The organism is Pseudomonas sp. PDM17 (assembly GCF_014851985.1).
In the GTDB taxonomy this organism is placed as follows: Bacteria; Pseudomonadota; Gammaproteobacteria; order Pseudomonadales; family Pseudomonadaceae; genus Pseudomonas.
Map to the genome: position 1 here is coordinate 377,741 of NZ_JACVAT010000001.1, position 18,150 is coordinate 395,890.

13 protein-coding genes and 2 pseudogenes are annotated in these 18,150 nt (G+C 64.5%); 10 read left to right on the plus strand and 5 right to left on the minus strand.

Going from position 1 to position 18,150, the window contains the following annotated elements; genetic code table 11:
• Positions 1–41: 41 nt before the first annotated feature.
• Both IB256_RS01735 and IB256_RS01740 read right to left on the minus strand, forming a co-directional pair.
• Positions 42–1,097 (minus strand): c-type cytochrome, encoded by a 1,056-nt coding sequence (locus tag IB256_RS01735; RefSeq protein WP_192291659.1) that lies wholly within the window; start codon positions 1,095–1,097, stop codon positions 42–44.
• A gap of 9 nt (positions 1,098–1,106) precedes the next feature.
• Positions 1,107–1,697 (minus strand): c-type cytochrome, encoded by a 591-nt coding sequence (locus tag IB256_RS01740; RefSeq protein WP_192291657.1) that lies wholly within the window; start codon positions 1,695–1,697, stop codon positions 1,107–1,109.
• Positions 1,698–2,128: 431 nt separating this feature from the next.
• On the opposite strand from IB256_RS01740, the gene IB256_RS01745 reads away from it, so the two are divergent.
• Entirely contained in the window at positions 2,129–2,533 is a 405-nt protein-coding gene (locus tag IB256_RS01745; protein ID WP_192291655.1) for a glycine zipper domain-containing protein, read from the plus strand.
• 29 nt (positions 2,534–2,562) lie between these two features.
• On the opposite strand, the gene aspT is transcribed toward IB256_RS01745, so the two are convergent.
• Positions 2,563–4,251 (minus strand): aspartate-alanine antiporter, encoded by a 1,689-nt coding sequence (aspT, locus tag IB256_RS01750; RefSeq protein WP_192291653.1) that lies wholly within the window; start codon positions 4,249–4,251, stop codon positions 2,563–2,565.
• A 212-nt stretch (positions 4,252–4,463) separates the two neighbouring features.
• Here aspT and IB256_RS01755 point away from each other — a divergent pair, with 212 nt between their 5' ends.
• The 5 genes from IB256_RS01755 to IB256_RS01775 all read left to right on the plus strand — a co-directional run bounded on the left by IB256_RS01755 (position 4,464) and on the right by IB256_RS01775 (position 9,970).
• Complete coding sequence (locus IB256_RS01755; protein WP_192291651.1) at positions 4,464–5,060, plus strand: paraquat-inducible protein A; 597 nt, start codon at positions 4,464–4,466, stop codon at positions 5,058–5,060.
• Positions 5,057–5,692, plus strand: coding sequence for a paraquat-inducible protein A (locus IB256_RS01760; protein WP_192291649.1), 636 nt, complete (start codon positions 5,057–5,059; stop codon positions 5,690–5,692). Before IB256_RS01755 ends, IB256_RS01760 begins: the two co-directional genes overlap by 4 nt.
• A complete protein-coding gene (locus IB256_RS01765; protein WP_192291647.1) occupies positions 5,673–7,313 on the plus strand; it encodes an intermembrane transport protein PqiB in 1,641 nt (546 codons plus the stop codon). The genes IB256_RS01760 and IB256_RS01765 overlap by 20 nt, the downstream gene beginning before the upstream one ends.
• A 29-nt stretch (positions 7,314–7,342) precedes the next feature.
• On the plus strand, positions 7,343–7,876 hold the full coding sequence (locus IB256_RS01770) for a membrane integrity-associated transporter subunit PqiC (RefSeq protein ID WP_192291645.1): 534 nt from the start codon (positions 7,343–7,345) through the stop codon (positions 7,874–7,876).
• A 120-nt stretch (positions 7,877–7,996) separates the two neighbouring features.
• Positions 7,997–9,970, plus strand: coding sequence for a BCCT family transporter (locus tag IB256_RS01775; RefSeq protein ID WP_192291643.1), 1,974 nt, complete (start codon positions 7,997–7,999; stop codon positions 9,968–9,970).
• A gap of 98 nt (positions 9,971–10,068) precedes the next feature.
• Here IB256_RS01775 and IB256_RS01780 read toward each other — a convergent pair whose 3' ends face one another.
• A complete protein-coding gene (locus IB256_RS01780; protein ID WP_192291641.1) occupies positions 10,069–10,680 on the minus strand; it encodes a hypothetical protein in 612 nt (203 codons plus the stop codon).
• Between the two features lie 344 nt (positions 10,681–11,024).
• Between IB256_RS01780 and IB256_RS01785 the strand changes: the two genes are divergently transcribed.
• The 4 genes and pseudogenes from IB256_RS01785 to IB256_RS30930 all read left to right on the plus strand — a co-directional run.
• A complete protein-coding gene (locus tag IB256_RS01785; RefSeq protein ID WP_192291639.1) occupies positions 11,025–12,920 on the plus strand; it encodes a DUF1302 domain-containing protein in 1,896 nt (631 codons plus the stop codon).
• A 16-nt stretch (positions 12,921–12,936) separates the two neighbouring features.
• The gene (locus IB256_RS01790) at positions 12,937–14,307 is read left to right on the plus strand and encodes a DUF1329 domain-containing protein (RefSeq protein ID WP_192291637.1); all 1,371 of its coding nucleotides are present in this window, start codon (positions 12,937–12,939) and stop codon (positions 14,305–14,307) included.
• Positions 14,308–15,537: 1,230 nt separating this feature from the next.
• Positions 15,538–16,677: pseudogene (locus IB256_RS30925) on the plus strand (helix-turn-helix transcriptional regulator); the annotation flags it as partial.
• A 111-nt stretch (positions 16,678–16,788) separates the two neighbouring features.
• Positions 16,789–16,977 (plus strand): annotated as a pseudogene (locus tag IB256_RS30930) (response regulator transcription factor); the annotation flags it as partial.
• A 12-nt stretch (positions 16,978–16,989) separates the two neighbouring features.
• Here the strand turns inward: IB256_RS30930 and IB256_RS01800 are convergent.
• Positions 16,990–18,033 carry an AraC family transcriptional regulator gene (locus tag IB256_RS01800; RefSeq protein ID WP_192291633.1) on the minus strand — a complete coding sequence of 348 codons (1,044 nt, stop codon included), beginning with the start codon at positions 18,031–18,033 and terminating at the stop codon, positions 16,990–16,992.
• Positions 18,034–18,150 lie beyond the last annotated feature (117 nt).

An 18,150-nucleotide genomic window follows, 5' to 3' on the forward strand; every position in this document is an offset into this window, starting at 1 on the left:
TGATCTCTTGAAATTCGCATGGGTGGCGCGGCCTGCGTGGTTCAGTGACCGACGCCTGCTGGGTAGGCCTTGCTGCCCAGCAGCACGCCGTCGACGGATTGGCCGTAGTAGCCCTGGTCGGAGCCGTGAAAGCGTTTGGCTGTGCTGGCGACATTGCCGTCGAAGCGCGGGTCTTGCGGTCGCTCCCGGCTGTTCAGGTAGGCCGCAACGTCCCAGGCCTGCTGGACGTTCAGTTGCACCGCCTTGCCCAGCGGCATGTTCTCGTAGATGAAGGTGGCCGCTGTGTTGACGCGGTGCATGCCGGCGCCCCAGTTGTACGAGTCGGCTCCCCACAACGCCGGGATCACCGGCACGTCGGCCATCTTGCGTCCTTCGCCTTGCGCGCCGTGGCAGACGGCGCAATATTGCGTGTAAACCTCTTCACCACGCTGCGGCGAATACGCCTGGGGCGGCTCGGGCAGGGCGGCGAAGGCGCGCCCAGGCATCCGTTCGCGGCCTTCCATCTTCACCTTGCCGGTCAGCGGTCCCGGCAGCTTGAAGGATTCGTCGCGACCACCGCGCTGCAAAGCTTCATCGCTGAGTTCGGGCACCGGCTTGTCCTGCATGCCGTACATGTCCAGCAGGCCGCCCATGAGCAGCCAGTAGGAGTAGGCGGAGATGGCCACCAGCTCGGGTGAGCCCAGCTCGGGGGCCTTGCCATTCATGGAGTAGTTGAAGCAGCCCTGCACGCGTTCGGCGAAGTTGTTCACCCGGTTGTCTTTCTTGCGGAACGCCGGGTAGGCCAGGTAGGCCGCCCACAGGGGGGCGGCATAGGCCTTGGTGCCCGCATCCAGGTGGCAATTGGTGCAGTTGAGCTGGTTGCCGACGTAGCGCCCCTTGAGCTGTTGGGTGTTGACGATCAGCTGATAGCCGCGGCGGATCTTGTCGCCGAAGGCACCGTCCGGGATTCGTGAAAGATCGCGTGGTGTGAAGTAGTGGGCGTCCCTGGCCTTGGGCTGCGCACTGATTTCTTCCATGGCGGTGGTCACTGCATCGGCGGCATGTGCCGGCAGCGCGATGCATCCCGCCAGCGACAGGTAGAGCAAGGGCCTGTTCATGAGCGCTCCTCAGCGAATCGCTGCCAGATAGCTGGCCAGCGCAGTGATGTCCTTGTCGTTCAGACGCTTGGCGATGGCCGCCATCATGCCGTCGGGATCGCCGCTGCGTTCGCCCTTGCGCCAGGCGTTCAGCTGGGCTTCAAGGTAACTCGCCTGCTGCCCGGCCAGCCTCGGGAAGGGGCCGCCGCCGATGGCCGAGGGGCCGTGACAGCTGAAGCAGGCCGGGATGTCGCGAGCCATGTCGCCCTCGTAATAGAGCTTCTCGGCCGGGGAGGCCGCCAGATTCTGCCCCCGCACCTGCAGCGCTGGGGCCTTGCCCTGGGCGGCAAAATAGGCAGCGGCAGGCTGCAGCAGATCGGCCGAGGCGTAGGCTTCGGCCATCGGCCCCATCAGCGCATTGCTGCGACGTCTTGAATTGAAGTTCGCGATCTGCGCGGAGATGTAGCTGGCCGACAGCCCGGCCAGCACCGGGCCTTGCGCGGTGCCCTCGCCATGCATGCCATGGCAGACGCCACAGGCTTGGACGGCATCCGGGATTTCGTCGGCGACGGCCGCTCCGGCAATACATGAAATCAGTACGACAGAAGGCCATCTGAGCATCGAGTTTCCCGCCTCTACATGCTGCGACTGCGCTGAGTGTAGACGGCGTGATCCAGCGTGGAAGGAGTCCGGTCCTGCGCGAGGACGGACCTTGCTCCGTGGGCGCTGATGCAATAGACCTCAGGGCGCCGGGGTTCAGATGCGCGGCTGCTCGGGTCGGTTGGTCAGGGCCAGTCTTTCAGAAACATCGAGACGGTCGACTGCGTGGCCCGCAAATTGGCAAAAGGCAAGAGTGGGTGCGTCCGGGGTGAGGCGCATGCGAGCCACTGAACGGCCCAGCGCAGATCCCCGTGGAGGGTTCGCCGAAGCGACGGGCGGGGGCAGGGTGGACCAATCCATTGACTCAGGTCCATGAACCGCGAAGGTCGATTTGTTCGTAGGTTTCGCATCCTGCAGACTGGTCGACTTGTATACAGTTTCTGGAGTCGATGATGCGGAAGTCCCTCTCAGCACTTGCTTTCACCATCCTGGCGTCACAAGGCGTCATGGCCGGCGAGAACACCACCACGGCTGTTGGTGGAGGTATCGGAGGCGCCTTGGGCAGCGTAGTGGGTAATGCAGTCGGCGGCAGCACTGGCGCTGCGATTGGCGCCGGAGTCGGCGGTGCGGCGGGCGGTGCGATGTCGGCGAAGGATGGGAAGAAGACCGAGGCAGCACTGGGTGGCGGCCTGGGGGCGGCGGGTGGCCAGGTCATCGGGAGCAAGGTGGGCGGGTCCACGGGCGGCCTGGTGGGTGCAGGGCTAGGCGGCGCGGCAGGCAGCGCCATCGGCAACAATCTGGCCGACGACAAGCACGACCACCACGACAATCACCACAAGCACAAGCATCATCACTGACGCGCTCGCGGGTTCCGGCCGGCGACCATTCAGGGCGCAGTGAAGGCCACGATGATGGGGCCGCAGACTGCCAGCAACACGTTCGAAATGGCGTAGCAGACGGTGAAGCCGATGACCGGGGTGTTGCTGCCGGACTGCTCGATGATCTTGTTCATCGATGCAGCTTCCGTCTGGGCGCCGGCCAGGGCGCCGAACAGGATCATCGGGTGCAGCCCGAGCACATAGCGGCCGAAGTAGAGCGTTACCAAGGGCGGGACGATCGTGACTATCGCGCCTGCGATCAGCAGGGCGGCGCCCTGTTCCTGGATGGCGGTGATCGCGGCAGGCCCGGCCAGTAAGCCGACAACGGCGCCGAACGCCGTCAGACCGAACTCGGAGAAGGCCCATTGAGCGGCCGGAGGCAGCGCACCGAGTTCGGGGTGCCGTGAGTTGAACCAGCCGATCAGCAGGCCCGCCAGCAGCACGCCGCCGCCAATTCCCAGTTCTATCGGAATCATGCCGATATGCGTTGAGAGCATGCCGGCCAGGGAGCCGATCACCATCCCCAGAGCGTGGATGGCGATGTCGCTCTTGTAGTTGCTCGTGCGGATGCGGCCAATCTGCTCTGCCAGCGCTTCCACGCTGGCGGTACGGCCGACCAGGGTAATCACATCGCCCCGGTGCAGGACGGTTTCGGGAAGCAGCGGCAGGTCCAGTCCCTGGCGGGTAATGGTGCGGATGTAGCAGCCCATGCGCTCGGAGCCGATCAGCAGGGTCTTGATCTGGTGAATGGTCTTGCCGGCCAGCCTGCGGGAGGTCAGCACGATGTCGGCATCACGGGTGGGAAAGGACATGCTTTCCGGATTGTCTATTTCCGGGCCGATCCACTGGTTCAGCTGCGGCACGGCCTCGCGCAATGCGTAGACGGCGAGTATGTCGCCGGCGCTGAGCGTCAGCTCCGGTGTGCGCTCCAGTATCCGCCCATCTCGAATGACCCGTTCGATGCTCAGCGATGCATGCAGCGCTTCGATGTCCTCGATGCGCTGGCCAATGGCGGCAGGCACGCTCAGGCAGTGGGCCCGCACGACGATACGGGTATAGGGGATGCTGATGGCGTTTTCTTCCCGCTCGATACCCAGTTGAAGTTCCAGTTCCCTGGCCGAGTCCTTCAGGTCGACCCGCAGCAGTCCGGGGGCGATGGTCCCGACGAAGACGACCAGTCCGATGGTGCCGAATACATAGGTAATGGCGTAGGCGACCGCCATGTGGCTGTTGAGTTGGGATTTTGCGGCTTCATCGATGGCCAGTTGGGCAATCGCGCTGCTGGCGGTCCCCATGATCGCGGTATCGGTCAACGCACCAGCCCCCAGCCCTGCGGTAAAGCCCGCGTCGAATCGGAACAGGCTGTTCATGATCAGGATGGTGGCCAGCGCGGTGCCGCACAGTACGACGGACAGCACGACGAGCTTCAGCGTGCCGCGGTTGAGGCTGCCGAAGAACTCCGGCCCGCTCTTGAATCCGACGGCGTAGATGAACAGGGCGAAAAACACCGATTTCAGGACGTGCGGCACCTCCAGGCCGATCTGGCCGATCAGCAAGCCCATCAGCAGGGCGCCGGCAACCGATCCCAGATGAAATTCCCCGATGCGGACTCGACCCAGCAACACGCCCAATGCGATAGCCAGAAAGACCGCTATCTCAGGGTTGGCGCGCAACGCATGCAACATGAAGTCGACCATCGACGAATCTCCCTCTCGTAATGGGCCGCTATCGGAAAGCCTGGGCTGCACTCAGTATGGCTGGCGATGCAGAAACCGTGAGGCAGCTCGCCAGGCATTCAGCCCGGCCATCTTTACGGGTTCCCCGGCGATTATTCGACTAGTCTTCCCCCGACCTAAGCGTGGCGCGAATCGGGGGCAGTAGCGCGCACACGGAAATATCGAGAGTTCGTATGTCGACCTCCGTAGATCTGATCATTTGCGAATACTGCGATGCGGTGTACCGGCGCGAGCCGCTCCAGCGCCATCAGCGCGCCCTGTGCGAGCGCTGTGGCGGAGTGCTTCACCGACACAACGCGCTGACTGTTCAGCAGCGGCTGGCCCTGGCGATTACCGGTGCGATCCTGCTGGCCTTCGCCCACAGCTACCCGGTGATGACCATCAGCATGCAGGGGCTGAGCAACTCCGCGACGCTGTGGGATTCGGTGATGATCCTCAGCAGCGGCAGCATCACTCTCATCGCGCTGGTCGTGGCGCTGGCAATCATCCTCGCCCCGTTATTGCAGATAGCACTGCTGATCTGGGTGCTGGCGTACGCCCAGGCCGGGCGCCGGGCGCCGGCTTTCGCCTTCAGCATGCGCTGGCTGGAGGCATTGCGCCCCTGGAGCATGCTGGAAGTCTGCCTGCTGGGGACCATGGTCGCGGTGATCAAGCTGGCAGGCCTGCTCGATGTTATTCCCGGTATCGGCCTGCTGGCCATGGCGGCCCTCAGCGTGCTGATCCTCTACATCGCGGGCAAGGACATCCGCGAACTCTGGGAGCGGGTATGAGCCGGCCACCCCTGGCGCCAGAGCTCAACCTGTGCCTTTGCCATGGTTGCGGGCTGGCCTGCGATGTCCGCGAGCACGGCCACCGCTGCGGGCGCTGCGGGGCGCCGCTGCATGTTCGAAAGGGCGACGCTGTCACGCGTGGCTGGGCGTTTCTCATGGCCGCGCTGATCTTCTACATACCCGCCAACCTGCTGCCCGTCATGCATACCGAAATGCTCGGCCAGGGCATCGACAGCACCATCGGCGGCGGCGTGCTGGAGTTCTGGGAAAGCGGTGCGTGGGACATCGCGCTGATCATCTTCATCGCCAGTATCGGTGTGCCGGCAATCAAGTTCCTGGCCATGGGAATGCTCCTGCTGACCGTGCAGCGGCGCAGCAACTGGGCGCAACGCCAGCGTTCCCAGCTGTACCGCTTCGTCGAACTGATCGGCTACTGGTCGATGCTCGATGTGCTGGTCGTCGCGCTGGTGGCGGCCCTGGTGCAGATGCGTGAGCTGGGCACCATCGAGCCGCGAGCCGGGATTCTTTTCTTCGGCCTGGTGGTTGTATTCACCATGCTTTCCGCCATGAGTTTCGATCCACGGCTTATCTGGGACGACGGAGAACCCAACGATGGAGCAGGACACCCCTAGGCCTGGCATTCCAGGACCGGCACCCGTGCGAACGCGGCGCTGGAATGTGTCGATGGTCTGGATCGTGCCGATCGTGGCGCTGCTGGTTGGCGCATCGCTGATCGTGCGCAACTGGATGGAGCAGGGCCCGAGCATCGAGATTTCCTTCAGGACCGGCGAAGGCCTGGTGGCGCACAAGACGCAGGTCAAGTACCGCAGCGTGGTCATCGGCGAGGTCGAGGCGGTCGAACTGGCCAAGGACAAGAACAGCGTCAATGCCACGGTGAAGCTCAACAAGGAGGCCGAATCCTTCGCCACTCAGGGCGCCAAGTTCTGGGTCGTTCGCCCGCGTATCGGCGCCGGTGGCGTCACGGGCGTGGATACCCTGCTGTCGGGCAACTTCATCGGCGCCGATGCCGGAGAGTCTAGCGCGCCGCAGAAGCGCTTCACCGGGCTGGAGGCTCCTCCGCCGATCACCTATGGGGAGAAGGGCAAGAGCTTCTTGCTGCGCGCAGACGACCTGGGCTCGCTGGATATCGGTTCGCCGATCTACTACCGCAAGATCCCGGTGGGGCAGGTGACCTCCTATGCCTTGCGCAGCGACGGCAAGGGCGTGGACCTGGGCATCTTCGTCGAGGCGCCGAACGATGCCTTCGTCACCCAGAACAGCCGCTTCTGGAACGCCAGCGGCGTGGACGTCGATGTCGGCGCCAACGGCCTGAAGGTGAATACCGAATCGCTCTCGGCACTGCTGGTGGGCGGGCTGGCGTTCGGCACGCCCGAAGGCAGTGCCGATGCCGCCGCTGCCAACGACAACCAGGCCTTCGACCTGTATGCCGACCGTGAAGGCGCCCTGGCGCCGCCGTCGGGTATCGCGCAGTACCTGCGCCTGCGCTTCGATCAGTCCATGCGCGGCCTCAGCGTCGGTGCGCCGGTCGAGTTCATGGGCGTCGAGTTCGGCAAGGTCACGGGCATCCAGCTGGACTATGACGAGAAGCGGCAAAGCTTCCCGGTGCTGGTCGATGCGGTGATCTATCCGCAGAGACTGGGGCCAGTGCACCAGAAGATGCTCCAGGCGTTCAACAGTACCAAGGGTGATGAGGCTGGTGTCAGTCGCGTGATCAGCAGCTTCGTCGAGCACGGTATGCGCGCCCAGGCGCGCAGCGGCAATCTGCTCACCGGCCAGCTGTACATTTCCCTGGACTTCTATCCCGATGCCAAGCCCGTGGCGTTCGATGCCAGCGCCCGGCCGCTGCTGATCCCCACCGTACCCAGCAGCCTGGAGAAACTCCAGGAGCAGTTGCAGGCCGTGGTGGAGCGCATCCGCAAGCTGCCGCTGGAGCGCATCGCCAACAATCTCGACGGCAACCTGCGCGAACTGCAGAGCGGCCTCAAGCAGTTCAATACCCAGACATTGCCGGGAGTGGCCAGCACCCTGGCCGAGGTGCGCTCGACCCTGGCTACGGCCAACTCGGCACTGGGTGAGAATTCGCCGCAGCGGGAGAAGCTCAGCGACACACTGAACGAGCTGGATCGCATGTCACGTTCGCTGCGCGATCTCTCCGACTACCTCGGACGCCACCCCGAGTCGCTCATTCGCGGCAAGCCCAAGGGTGCGGATGCGGACAACCTGCAGCCATGAGCCAGCACCGTACACAGGAGAGAAAGCCAATGCCGAAGTCATCCTTGCTGCTATTGGCAGGACTGTTCCCGCTGCTCTGGGGCTGCAGCAGCGCGCCCGTGCACTATCACACGCTGGTGCCGGCCCAGCCCGGCAGTCCCGCCAGCGCCCAGGTGCGCGTCGAGCGCGTCATCCTGCCACCGCAGGTGGATCGCTCGCAGATGGTGATCCGCCAGGGCGGCAGTGGCCTGGTCATCCTCGAGACCGAATGGTGGGGCGCCAACCTGGTGGACGAGTTCGGCAATGCCCTGCAGGACCTGCTCGGGGCGCCGGGGCCCGGCGCATCGCTGTTGCGGGTGGAGGTCCAGCGCTTCGACTCGGTGCCGGGGCAGTACTCACTGCTGGTCGCTCAATGGCGCCTGCAGAAGCGCGGTAGCGACAAGTCACTGACGTGCCGCAGCAGCCAGCAGACCCGCGCGGACAACAGCGTGGACAGCCTGGTCACCGCACATCAGAGCAATCTGCGCAAGCTGGCGGAGCAGGTGGCGCGGGCCAATACAGGGGGCGCGAGCGCCTGCCCCTGAGTTCTAGCGGGGGAGGGCAGCGCGGCCCGTCGAGAATCTTCGATGCCGAAAGAGGTTACCCTTGGCAGCGCTTGCGCAGATTCTGGGCGCAGGTTGACGCGTTACAGGAGATAACACTTGATGGAGACTTCGTCCCGACCCCGCAGCACCCTCAACCCACCGGTTTTCTATACCAGCGCCGCGCTGATCTTCCTGCTCGTGCTGTACGCCGTGGTTTTCCAGGCCCAGGCCCAGGCGCAGTTCGACAGCGTGCAGCGGTGGATCTTCGGCAATGCCAGCTGGTTCTACATCCTCGCTGTCGCGCTGATCCTGATCAGCGTGGTGTTCCTCGCCATCAGCCGCTACGGTGACATCAAGCTCGGCCCCGATCACAGCGAGCCGGAGTACCGCAGCAGCAGCTGGTTCGCCATGCTGTTTTCCGCCGGCATGGGCATCGGCCTGATGTTCTTCGGCGTCGCCGAGCCGATCATGCACTTCACCAGCCCGCCGGTGGGCGAGGCGGGCACCGTCGCTGCCGCCCGCGAGGCAATGAAGATAACCTTCTTCCACTGGGGCCTTCACGCTTGGGCGATCTACGCCATCGTCGGCCTGATCCTGGCGTATTTCAGCTTCCGCAAGGGCCTGCCGCTGACCCTGCGTTCGGCGCTCTACCCGCTGATCGGCGAGCGCATCTATGGCCCCATCGGCCACGCAGTGGATGTATTCGCCATCATCGGTACCGTATTCGGCGTCGCCACTTCCCTGGGCTACGGCGTACTGCAGATCAACAGTGGTTTCCACCACCTGTTCGGCCTGCCGGTGAATCCCACGGTGCAGATCATCCTCATCACGGTGACCTGCGGCCTGGCCACGCTTTCGGTCGCCAGCGGCCTGGACAAGGGAATCCGCATCCTTTCCGAGCTGAACCTGGCGCTGGCCGTGATCCTCATGCTCTTCGTGCTGCTGCTCGGTCCGACCGTCTTCCTGCTGCAGACCTATGTGCAGAACACCGGCGCCTACCTGTCGGACATCGTCAACAAGACCTTCAATCTCTATGCCTATCAACCGACTGACTGGATCGGAGGCTGGACGCTGCTCTACTGGGGCTGGTGGCTGTCCTGGTCGCCCTTCGTGGGGCTGTTCATCGCGCGCATCTCGCGCGGCAGGACGATCCGCGAGTTCGTTTGCGGCGTGCTCTTCGTGCCGGCCGGGTTCACCCTGCTGTGGATGACGGTGTTCGGTGATTCGGCCATCCACATGATCCTCAACGAGGGGGTGCGCGACCTGGCGACAATCGTCGACCAGGACAGCTCGCTGGCGTTGTTCGCCTTCCTGGAGCACTTCCCGCTGTCGAGTGTGGTGTCCATGGTAGCGGTGCTGATGGTGGTGGTGTTCTTCGTGACATCCGCCGATTCCGGCGCACTGGTGGTGGATATGCTGGCCTCTTCCGGGCATGCCCATTCGCCACTGTGGCAACGTATCTTCTGGTCGGTGAGCATCGGTGTGGTCGCCGTGGCGCTGCTGCTGGCTAACGGGCTCAAGGCACTGCAGACGGCGACCATCGCCAGTGCGCTGCCGTTCTCGATCATCCTGCTGGCGTCGATCTGGGGCTTGTTCCGCGCCCTGCACCTGGACGCCACGCGGCGCGGCTTGCGCAACCAGGCGTTGCCCGCACCGCGCCATGCCCCCCATCACGAAGGCGGTTGGCAGCGTCGTCTGCGCAGCATTGCCATGAAGCCACGCCGCGCCCACGTCACCCGCTTCATCAGCGAGGTGGTCCGCCCGGCCTGCGAGGAGGTGGCAGCAGAGCTGCGCAAGCAGGGTCAGGAGGTCTCGGTGGTGGAGCTGGACGATGGCCGTGTCAGCCTCGACCTCTCGCCTTCGGGTGAAGCGCACTTCCGCTATGAGGTTCGCCCGCGGGCCTTTACCAGCCCGAGCTTCATGGTGCTCGACGACAGCGATGTCGGTGAAGCCCGCAAGTACTTCCGCGCCGAGGTCCATCTGCGCGAGGGCGGCCAGGATTACGACATCATGGGCTGGAGCCGTGACGACGTGATTGCCGATATCCTGGATCAGTACGAGCGGCATCTGCACTACCTGCATGTAGTGCGCTGAAGTCCCGCGATGCAGACCACTGGCCTCTCCGTACGCCAGCCTTGCGGGCGCGGGCGGCGATGCCTGCCGGGTAGCTTGCACGCTGGCGCGGGAGATCGTCAGTCACGTGCGGGGAACGCTTTCCCGTCCAGATAGGGCGCTGCCAGCTCCAGTGCGCCGCGCCCACCCCGGCGAAGGCAGGCCAGCAGCGAAAGCCAGGGGATGTCGGTCATCACCACGGCATCCGCGGTCAGAGTCTGCACCTCGCCAGCGGTGCCGCCTGCGGGGCCGCCGTCAGGCATGTAGACCAGCAGCCAGTCTTCCCGGCTTTCCAGGCACAGGCCGAACCTGTAGCCACTTTCCTGGATGACCATCACGACTCGCGCTCCCTCGATGTTCTCCATGCCGGTGAAGCGGGCTGTCGCGTCCTTGAGCAGCTGGTAGCCCGGCAGATTGCCGAGTAGCCGGTCTTCCAGCGCCCGTAGCGCGCTGGATGCCGCGGCGGTCCTGGCCAGCAGGCCTGCCAGGAAGCAGAAGAGCAGCAGCACGAAGATGGCCGCCACGGTGACGGAGGTGGCACCCGCGACAGAGAAGCCCTCGAAGATCGGCAGCACCTTCTGCAGAGGGCCGCTGAGCAGGTGGATGGCCTTCTCGATGAGGATGAACAGCAGTACCAGTGGAAGAATGAAGAGCAGTCCGCCGGCAATGGTGGTCTTGATGAATCTGAACATGCGCAGTCTCCTTGGCTTTGCGGCCCGACTCCATGGGATCGCCCCGGGCCCCTTGTGTCGCAAGAGCTTAGACGCGCGGTGAGGAAGCACCCGGAGGATCTGCCCGCCAGTCAGTCGAAGCAAAGAGCATTTCACGACAGGGCATATGTCAGGCGAAGGCTTGGGCGAGGGGCTCTGCCGCTCTATTCCTGGTGGCCAGATTCGGCAATTGCTGTCGCCAGCGGGCAATGCGATGGGCTGCACTCATACCTAAGTATGAGTTTCTGAATCCCTACTTCGTCGCTTACGTCGCTGTCTCGTACTGATTAGTTTTCCCGGGCCAACACCAACCACGGGAAAGCCGCATGACAACAACAAAAGCGCGCGCCGGATTCGCCCCTAACGCCCTGGCGCTTGCCGTCGCGCTGGGCTGTGCCGCACAGGCCCAGGCCGTCACGTTCAATATCGGTGAAGTCGAGGGAACCTTCGACTCGTCTCTGTCCGTGGGGGCCAGCTGGGCACTGCGCGGCGGCGATCCGGACCTGATCGGCGTCAACAACGGCGGCAAGGGCCTGTCGCAGACCACCGATGACGGGCACCTGAACTTCAAGAAGGGCAAGACCTTCTCGAAGATCTTCAAGGGCATCCACGACCTCGAGCTGAAGTACGAAGACACCGGCGTGTTCCTGCGCGGCAAGTACTGGTACGACTTCGAGCTCAAGGATGAAAGCCGGCCGTTCAAGGACATCGACGACAGCGGTCGCAAGGAGGGCGCGAAGTCCGCCGGCGCGCAGATGCTCGATGCCTTCGTCTACCACAACTACACCATTGCCGATCAGCCGGGCTCGGTCCGCCTGGGCAAGCAGGTGGTGAGCTGGGGGGAGAGCACCTTCATCCTCAACAGTATCAACTCGATCAACCCGATCGACGTTGCCGCCTTCCGCCGCCCCGGCGCCGAGATCAAGGAAGGCCTGATCCCGGTGAACATGTTCTACGTGTCGCAGAGCCTGACCGACAGCCTCTCGGCAGAAGCCTTCTACCAGTTGGAGTGGGACCAGACGGTCGTCGACAACTGCGGCACCTTCTTCTCCCAGGCGGACGTGGTGGCCGACGGCTGCAGCAACAACCTGCGCCTGCTGACCAACAACCTCGCCGCCGGCAATGCCATCAACGCCGCGCTGCCTGGAACCACCATGGACATCGACCAGAACGGTGAAGGCACCCTGGTGCGCCGCAGTGGCGACCGCGATGCCCGTGACGGCGGCCAGTGGGGCCTGGCGCTGCGCTACATGTTCGACCCGTTGAACACCGAGTTCGGCGCGTACTTCATGAACTACCACAGCCGTGCGCCGTTCCTCAGCGTGACCGCACCTTCGCAAAGCCTCTACAACGTGGCTGGCCGCACCGGTGCAGCGGCCCCCCTGGTGGTGGCGGGGAACTCCAGTTACTTCATGGAGTATCCGGAAGACATTCACCTGTACGGCCTGAGCTTCTCGACCACGCTGCCCACCGGCACGGCCTGGAGCGGCGAAGTCAGCTACCGTCCCAACGCCCCGGTGCAGCTCAACACCACCGACCTGCTGTTCTCCGGCGTCGGCCCGCTCGCGGCGATCAACCCGGTGGCCTATGCGGCCTACGGTAATGCCTCGGTGCTCCAGGCCACACCGGGTGGCGACCTGCACGGCTACCGCCGCAAGGAAATCACCCAGTTCCAGACCACCCTGACGCACTTCTTCGATCAGGTCATGGGCGCCGAGCGCCTGACCCTGGTGGGCGAGGTGGGTGTGGTGCATGTCGGTGGGCTCGACTCGACCAGCGAGGCGCGTTACGGCCGCGACCCGGTCTACGGGCCGGGACCGCTGCCCGCTACCGGCTCGGTCAACACCTGCCGCGCGCTCAACCAGACCACCATCGCTGGTGCGGTGGGCAACAACGACTTCACCAACCTGACCACCAACTGCACCGATGACGGCTACGTCACCGCCACCTCCTGGGGTTACCGCGCCCGCGCGATCTGGGACTACAACAGCGTCTTCGCCGGAGTGAACCTGCGGCCGAACATCAGCTGGTCGCACGACGTCCACGGCTACGGTCCCAACGGCCTGTTCAACGAGGGCAGCAAGGCCGTCAGCTTCGGCCTCGATGCGGACTACGCCAACACCTACACCACCAGCCTTTCCTACACCGACTTCTTTGGCGGCGACTACAACACGTCGGTCGACAGGGACTTCGTCGCGCTCAGTTTCGGCGTGAACTTCTAACCCAGGGGACCCTGCCATGCAGACTCAGAAAACACTGTTGAAATCCGGCGTTCTGGCCCTCTCGCTACTGGCCAGCAGCGTGATGGCTGCCGCCCCGGCGGCCGAAGTGGCGCAGCTGGGTGGAACCCTGACGCCCATGGGCGCCGAGAAGGCCGGCAACGCCGACGGCAGCATTCCGGCCTGGACCGGCGGCCTGCCGGTGAATGCCGGGGCGGTCGACGGCAAAGGCTTCCTGGCCGACCCGTTCGCCAGCGAGAAGCCGCTGTTCGTCATCACGGCGGCCAACGCCGAGCAGTACAAGGGCAAGCTTACCGAAGGCCAGATGGCGATGTTCAAGCGCTATCCGGACAGCTACAGGATCCCGGTATACCCGACGCACCGCACCGCGGCGCTGCCCGATGACATCTATGCCGCGATCCGGACCAGTGCCCAGCACACCGCGCTGGTCGGGGGCGGTAACGGTCTGCAGAACTTCGACAGCCACTACTACGCCTTCCCGATCCCGAAGACCGGCGTTGAGCTGGTGTGGAACCACGAAACACGTTACCGCGGCGGTAACATCCATCGCTACATCACCCGCGTGCAGCCGCAGGTGGATGGCTCCTTCTCGATGGTGCACTTCGAGGATGAAGTGTCCTATCCCGCCAACCTGCCGGATTTCGACAAGGCCAAGGGCGACAACATCCTCTTCTACTTCATCCAGCGGGTGACCGCGCCGGCGCGTCTGGCGGGCAACGTGCTGCTGGTGCACGAGACCATCGATCAGGTGAAGGAACCGCGTCAGGCGTGGCTCTACAACGCCGGTCAGCGCCGCGTTCGGCGTGCTCCGCAAGTTGCCTACGACGGCCCGGCAACCGCTGCCGACGGCCTGGCTACCTCCGACAACTACGACATGTACAACGGCTCGCCCGATCGCTACGACTGGAAGCTGGTCGGCAAGAAGGAGCTGTACATCCCCTACAACAGCTACAAGCTCGACTCGCCGTCGCTCAAGTACGACGACATCATCAAGCCGGGGCACATCAACCAGGACCTGACCCGCTACGAGCTGCACCGGGTCTGGGAAGTGGTGGGTACGCTGAAGGACGGTGAGCGGCACATCTACGCCAAGCGCCACATGTTCTTCGACGAGGACACCTGGCAGCTGGCCGAGGTCGACCACTACGACGGTCGTGGCCAGCTTTGGCGTGTCGGCGAGGGCCACGCGCAGCAGTATTACAACCAGAAAGTGCCGGGCTACACCGCCGAGACTCTCTACGATGTCATCTCCGGCCGCTACTCGGTCATGGGCCTGAAGAACGAAGAGAAGCAGAGCATCGTGTTCGGCGCCAAGGCGCTTGCCGCGGACTACACCCCGGCAGCATTGCGCCAGACGGGCGTTCGCTGACGTCATCAGTTCACCGAGCAACTCCGTGTTGGGCGGCCGAACAGCCGCCCTTTTTTATGCCTGATCGTCGGCAAGCCCAATACAGCCTCAAGGGCAAGCCGTACCATGGCGGACTTTGTATCAGCGAGTAACGCCATGCCCACGGCGAACATCTATTCAGACCCGTGCCGCGTTCCCTCGTTGCCTACCGGCTTTCTGCCGCGCCCCCGACTCAGCAAGACCTTGCTCGCTGCGCGCTGCCGGCTGCGGCTGATCTGCGCTCCGGCGGGAAGCGGCAAGAGCGTGCTGCTGCGCGAGTGCGCCCTGGCCCGTCCCGAACAGACCCAGGTGCTGTGGCTCGACCTGAAAGGCCTGGTGCTGGATGACGTGGCCTTGCTGCGCCTGCTCGCTTCGGCGCTGGAGCTCGTCGACAGCGATCCCATCTCGGTGCTCAACTGCCTGGCGCAGCGCGAAGGTGCGCTCTGGATCATGCTCGATGACCTGCCGCGAGCGGCAGACGAGCGCATCGACCGTCTCCTCGAGCTCCTGCTGCGGGCGTCGGCGCCGACGGTGTCCTGGTGGATCGCCAGTCGTCGCAGGCCTGCCTGCAAGCTGGAGCGCCTGTTGCTCGACGGCGAACTGCTGGAGATCGGCGCAGAAGACCTGGCCATGACGGCCACCGAATTGAGCGAGCTGTTGGGCAGCCTGTATGGCGAGGTGCCGGTTACCAGCGTGCAGACCCTGATGATGCAGACCGATGGCTGGTTCGCCGGCATCCGTCTGCGCCTGCATGGTCGAGACCCCGGGCAGTTGCCGGAAGCGATGCAGGGCAACGCACTGGTGAGGCGCTACCTGGAGCAGGAAGTGCTGGCGGAGCTTTCGGCGGAGTTGCGGGATGCGTTGTGCAAGCTGTCTTGCCTACAGGACTTCGACGATTCCTTGTGCGATCACGTACTGGGCGCAGGCGAAGGCAAGCAGCTGCTTCAGCAACTGCTCGACGCGGGTGTGTTCATCGAGACGCTCGATGCGGACCTGGGATTGCATCGTGTTCGTCCGGCGGTGGGTAGCATTCTGGCGACGGAAGTTGCCCAGGGCCTGAAGCGTGCCTTGTACCGCCACGCCTGCCAGTGGTCCGCCGGGCGCGAGCAGGTTCGCCAGGCAATCGATTACGCGCTGCTCGCGGAGCAGCCCGAGATTGCCGCCAGCCTGTTGCAGCACTTCACCCGCGACCGACTGCTGCACGGCAGCCAGATGGCCCGAGTGCTCCGATGGCGCAACCTGCTGCCTGGCGAGCTGATCTCCAGTACGCCGCGCCTGCTGATCCTGAACTCCTGGGCGCTGCTCATCAGCGGCCGCCTCGACGAGGCGGAAGTCTGCGCGGCGCAATTGCAACGTTTCCTGCCGCAGCCGACGGCACAGCGTCAGCGCGAGCTGCTCGCGCAGTGCCAGGCGCTGTCCGGCAAGCTCGAATACCACCGGGGCAAGGCCGACGCACGGCATATGCGCGAGGCGCTGGATCATCTGCCGGAGTCCGCCTGGGCGCAGCATGTGATCGTGCTCACCGCGCTGATCGAAGTGGAAATCGTCGACGGGCGAATGGAGACGGCCGAGCAGTTTCACCGCGATGCCATCAAGATGGCGCGCCGCCATGGGAGCCGCATGCTCGAAGCAGTATTGCTGCTGCAGCAGGTGCAGTTGCTGGAAATGCGCGGCGAACTCGCTCAGGCGCTGCACCTGACCGAGCAGTTGCACCGGGAGTTGTGCGTTGAAGGCAAGGGCGAGGCCAACCCCCTGCGCGGCCGGACACGACTGCGCCTGGGTGCCTTGCTGGCGCGGCGCGGCGACTACGCCGTTGCCCGCGGGCATTATGAAGCCGGGTTGCAGGAATGCCTGGACTGCGAAGACCCGGCTGCCTCCTGGGGCTACATCGGCCTGGCCGAACTCGATGCGATGCACAAGTCGCTCGGCCAGGCTCACCAGCGTCTGGCCGATGCGGAGCGCCTGCTGCAATTCCGCAACATCACTGAGCCGCTGTACCAGAACCTGCTGCTGCTCGGCTACGCCCGCCTGTGGATTCAGGAAGGCCATGCCGGCCGCGCTCGTGCCGCGCTGGAAGAGGGGCTTCGGCAGTACAGCGGCGCTGAAGGCAACAGACCTCCGTACGGCAATCCCGAACTGGTCCAGCATCTGCAGGTAGCGCTGCTGCATGCACGACAGGCGATGGGTGAAGAGGTCAGCGATGCCTTCGAGGGCATGCTCAAGACGGCCCTGCGGCAGGAGCGTCGCAGTCTTGCCATAGAGTTGTGGTTCGGCATGGCCGAAGCACTCTATGCCAAGGGTCAGCAGGGCGGCGCGCAGCGGGCGTTGCTCGATGCGATGGCACTGTCCCGGCAGACTGGCATGCTCAGCGCCGAGTACCACTGCAGCCTGCGCAATCCCGGCCTGATTCGCTGGGGCAAGGACTCGCTCAGGCCGAAGGACCAGCAGGCCGCAGCGGTGTTGCTCAGCCCGCGCGAGCTCTCGGTGCTGAAGATGATTGCCCAAGGGTTGTCCAACCAGGACATCGCCGAGCAGCTGTTCATTTCACTGCACACCGTCAAGAGCCATGCGCAGAAGATCAACTTGAAACTGGGAGTGGCCCGGCGCACACAGGCCATTGTCCGGGCCAAGGAACTGGGGCTGGTGCGGTAGCCTCCAACTGCGCTAGCGGTAGGGCGGATCTTCAGGGTCAATTGCGGCGCTGCCGTCGAGCAATTGTCGCCGGATCGCGCGCGGCGTGTCATCGAACCAGCGGCGACAGGCTCGGTTGAACACGCTCTGTTCGCTGTAGCCCAACAAGCCCGCGACCTGGGACATCGGCATGTGGCGCTCGGCAAGGTAGCGTTGCGCGCAGGAACGTCGAGCCTGTTCGAGCACCTGCTCGAATCCCGTTCCCAGCTCCGCCAGGCGACGTTGCAGCACCCGCTCATGCAGACCGAGTTGCTCGGCGATCAGGCCGATTCGGCAGCGCTGGGTGGGCAGCGTCCGCAGGATCAGGTTCTCCACCTGACGTACCAGGCCGGCGGCGGCCTGGGCATCGAAGGGCCGCAGGTAGTCCAGCATCACCCGGTGCAGCTGCGGGTCCTGTTGTTCGATGCGCATGCCCAGTTGCTCATTGCTCAGGACCAGGGCATTGCAATCCTGGTTGAAGTAGGCCGCGGTCTTGAAGTAGCGCTTGTAGCGCGCGGGGGGCAGTGCGCCGGAGCCGCTGAGCAGCAGGGAGCGGGCGCTGAACTGGCTGCCGCACAGGAGTTTCAGGGTGTTGTGGCCAACCCCCAGTGCCAGCTCCTGCATCTGCCTCAGGCGCGTGGGGCCGGGCAGGCGAATCTCGATCAGCAGCCGCGGCGCCTGGCGATCACTGCGGTCGAGCTGCACATCGATGCCGGGACTGTGATAGCCGATGAACCGCGAGATTTCCTCCAGCGCCTGGCCTACCGTGGCCGAATTCCGCGCGATCAGCGCCACCGGCCCGAGCACCTGGAGGTCCTGGTACTCGGCCATTCGCAGGCCCAGGTCGGGGCAGTCCAGTTCGTTGGCGGCACATTCGAGCACGCCCACCAGGGCGCGCAGCGGTACCCGTGCCTCGTCGTCTTCGAGTGCGGCGGGGGCGATCTGGAAGCGGCGCAGCAAGTGCTCGCAATCCCCGCCCAACTGAGCGATCAGTTGCGGAAAGCCGATGAACGAGGTCGTGCGGATGAGGGCGGTCACAGTCGTCTAAAGTCAAAAACTAGTCGTTGAAAGTCAATTAATGTGCGCCTCGGCGGCGAAGAATTCCAGCGGTCTGCGCCGAGAACTGCTGCTCGGTGCGTATCGCCCGCAAACCGA

Coding starts and splice junctions, on each gene's coding strand:
- IB256_RS01735 (WP_192291659.1), bottom strand. CDS start 1,097: ATGAACAGGCCCTTGCTCTACCTGTCGCTGGCGGGATGCATCGCGCTG.
- IB256_RS01740 (WP_192291657.1), bottom strand. CDS start 1,697: ATGCTCAGATGGCCTTCTGTCGTACTGATTTCATGTATTGCCGGAGCG.
- IB256_RS01745 (WP_192291655.1), top strand. CDS start 2,129: ATGCGGAAGTCCCTCTCAGCACTTGCTTTCACCATCCTGGCGTCACAA.
- aspT (WP_192291653.1), bottom strand. CDS start 4,251: ATGGTCGACTTCATGTTGCATGCGTTGCGCGCCAACCCTGAGATAGCG.
- IB256_RS01755 (WP_192291651.1), top strand. CDS start 4,464: ATGTCGACCTCCGTAGATCTGATCATTTGCGAATACTGCGATGCGGTG.
- IB256_RS01760 (WP_192291649.1), top strand. CDS start 5,057: ATGAGCCGGCCACCCCTGGCGCCAGAGCTCAACCTGTGCCTTTGCCAT.
- IB256_RS01765 (WP_192291647.1), top strand. CDS start 5,673: ATGGAGCAGGACACCCCTAGGCCTGGCATTCCAGGACCGGCACCCGTG.
- IB256_RS01770 (WP_192291645.1), top strand. CDS start 7,343: ATGCCGAAGTCATCCTTGCTGCTATTGGCAGGACTGTTCCCGCTGCTC.
- IB256_RS01775 (WP_192291643.1), top strand. CDS start 7,997: ATGGAGACTTCGTCCCGACCCCGCAGCACCCTCAACCCACCGGTTTTC.
- IB256_RS01780 (WP_192291641.1), bottom strand. CDS start 10,680: ATGTTCAGATTCATCAAGACCACCATTGCCGGCGGACTGCTCTTCATT.
- IB256_RS01785 (WP_192291639.1), top strand. CDS start 11,025: ATGACAACAACAAAAGCGCGCGCCGGATTCGCCCCTAACGCCCTGGCG.
- IB256_RS01790 (WP_192291637.1), top strand. CDS start 12,937: ATGCAGACTCAGAAAACACTGTTGAAATCCGGCGTTCTGGCCCTCTCG.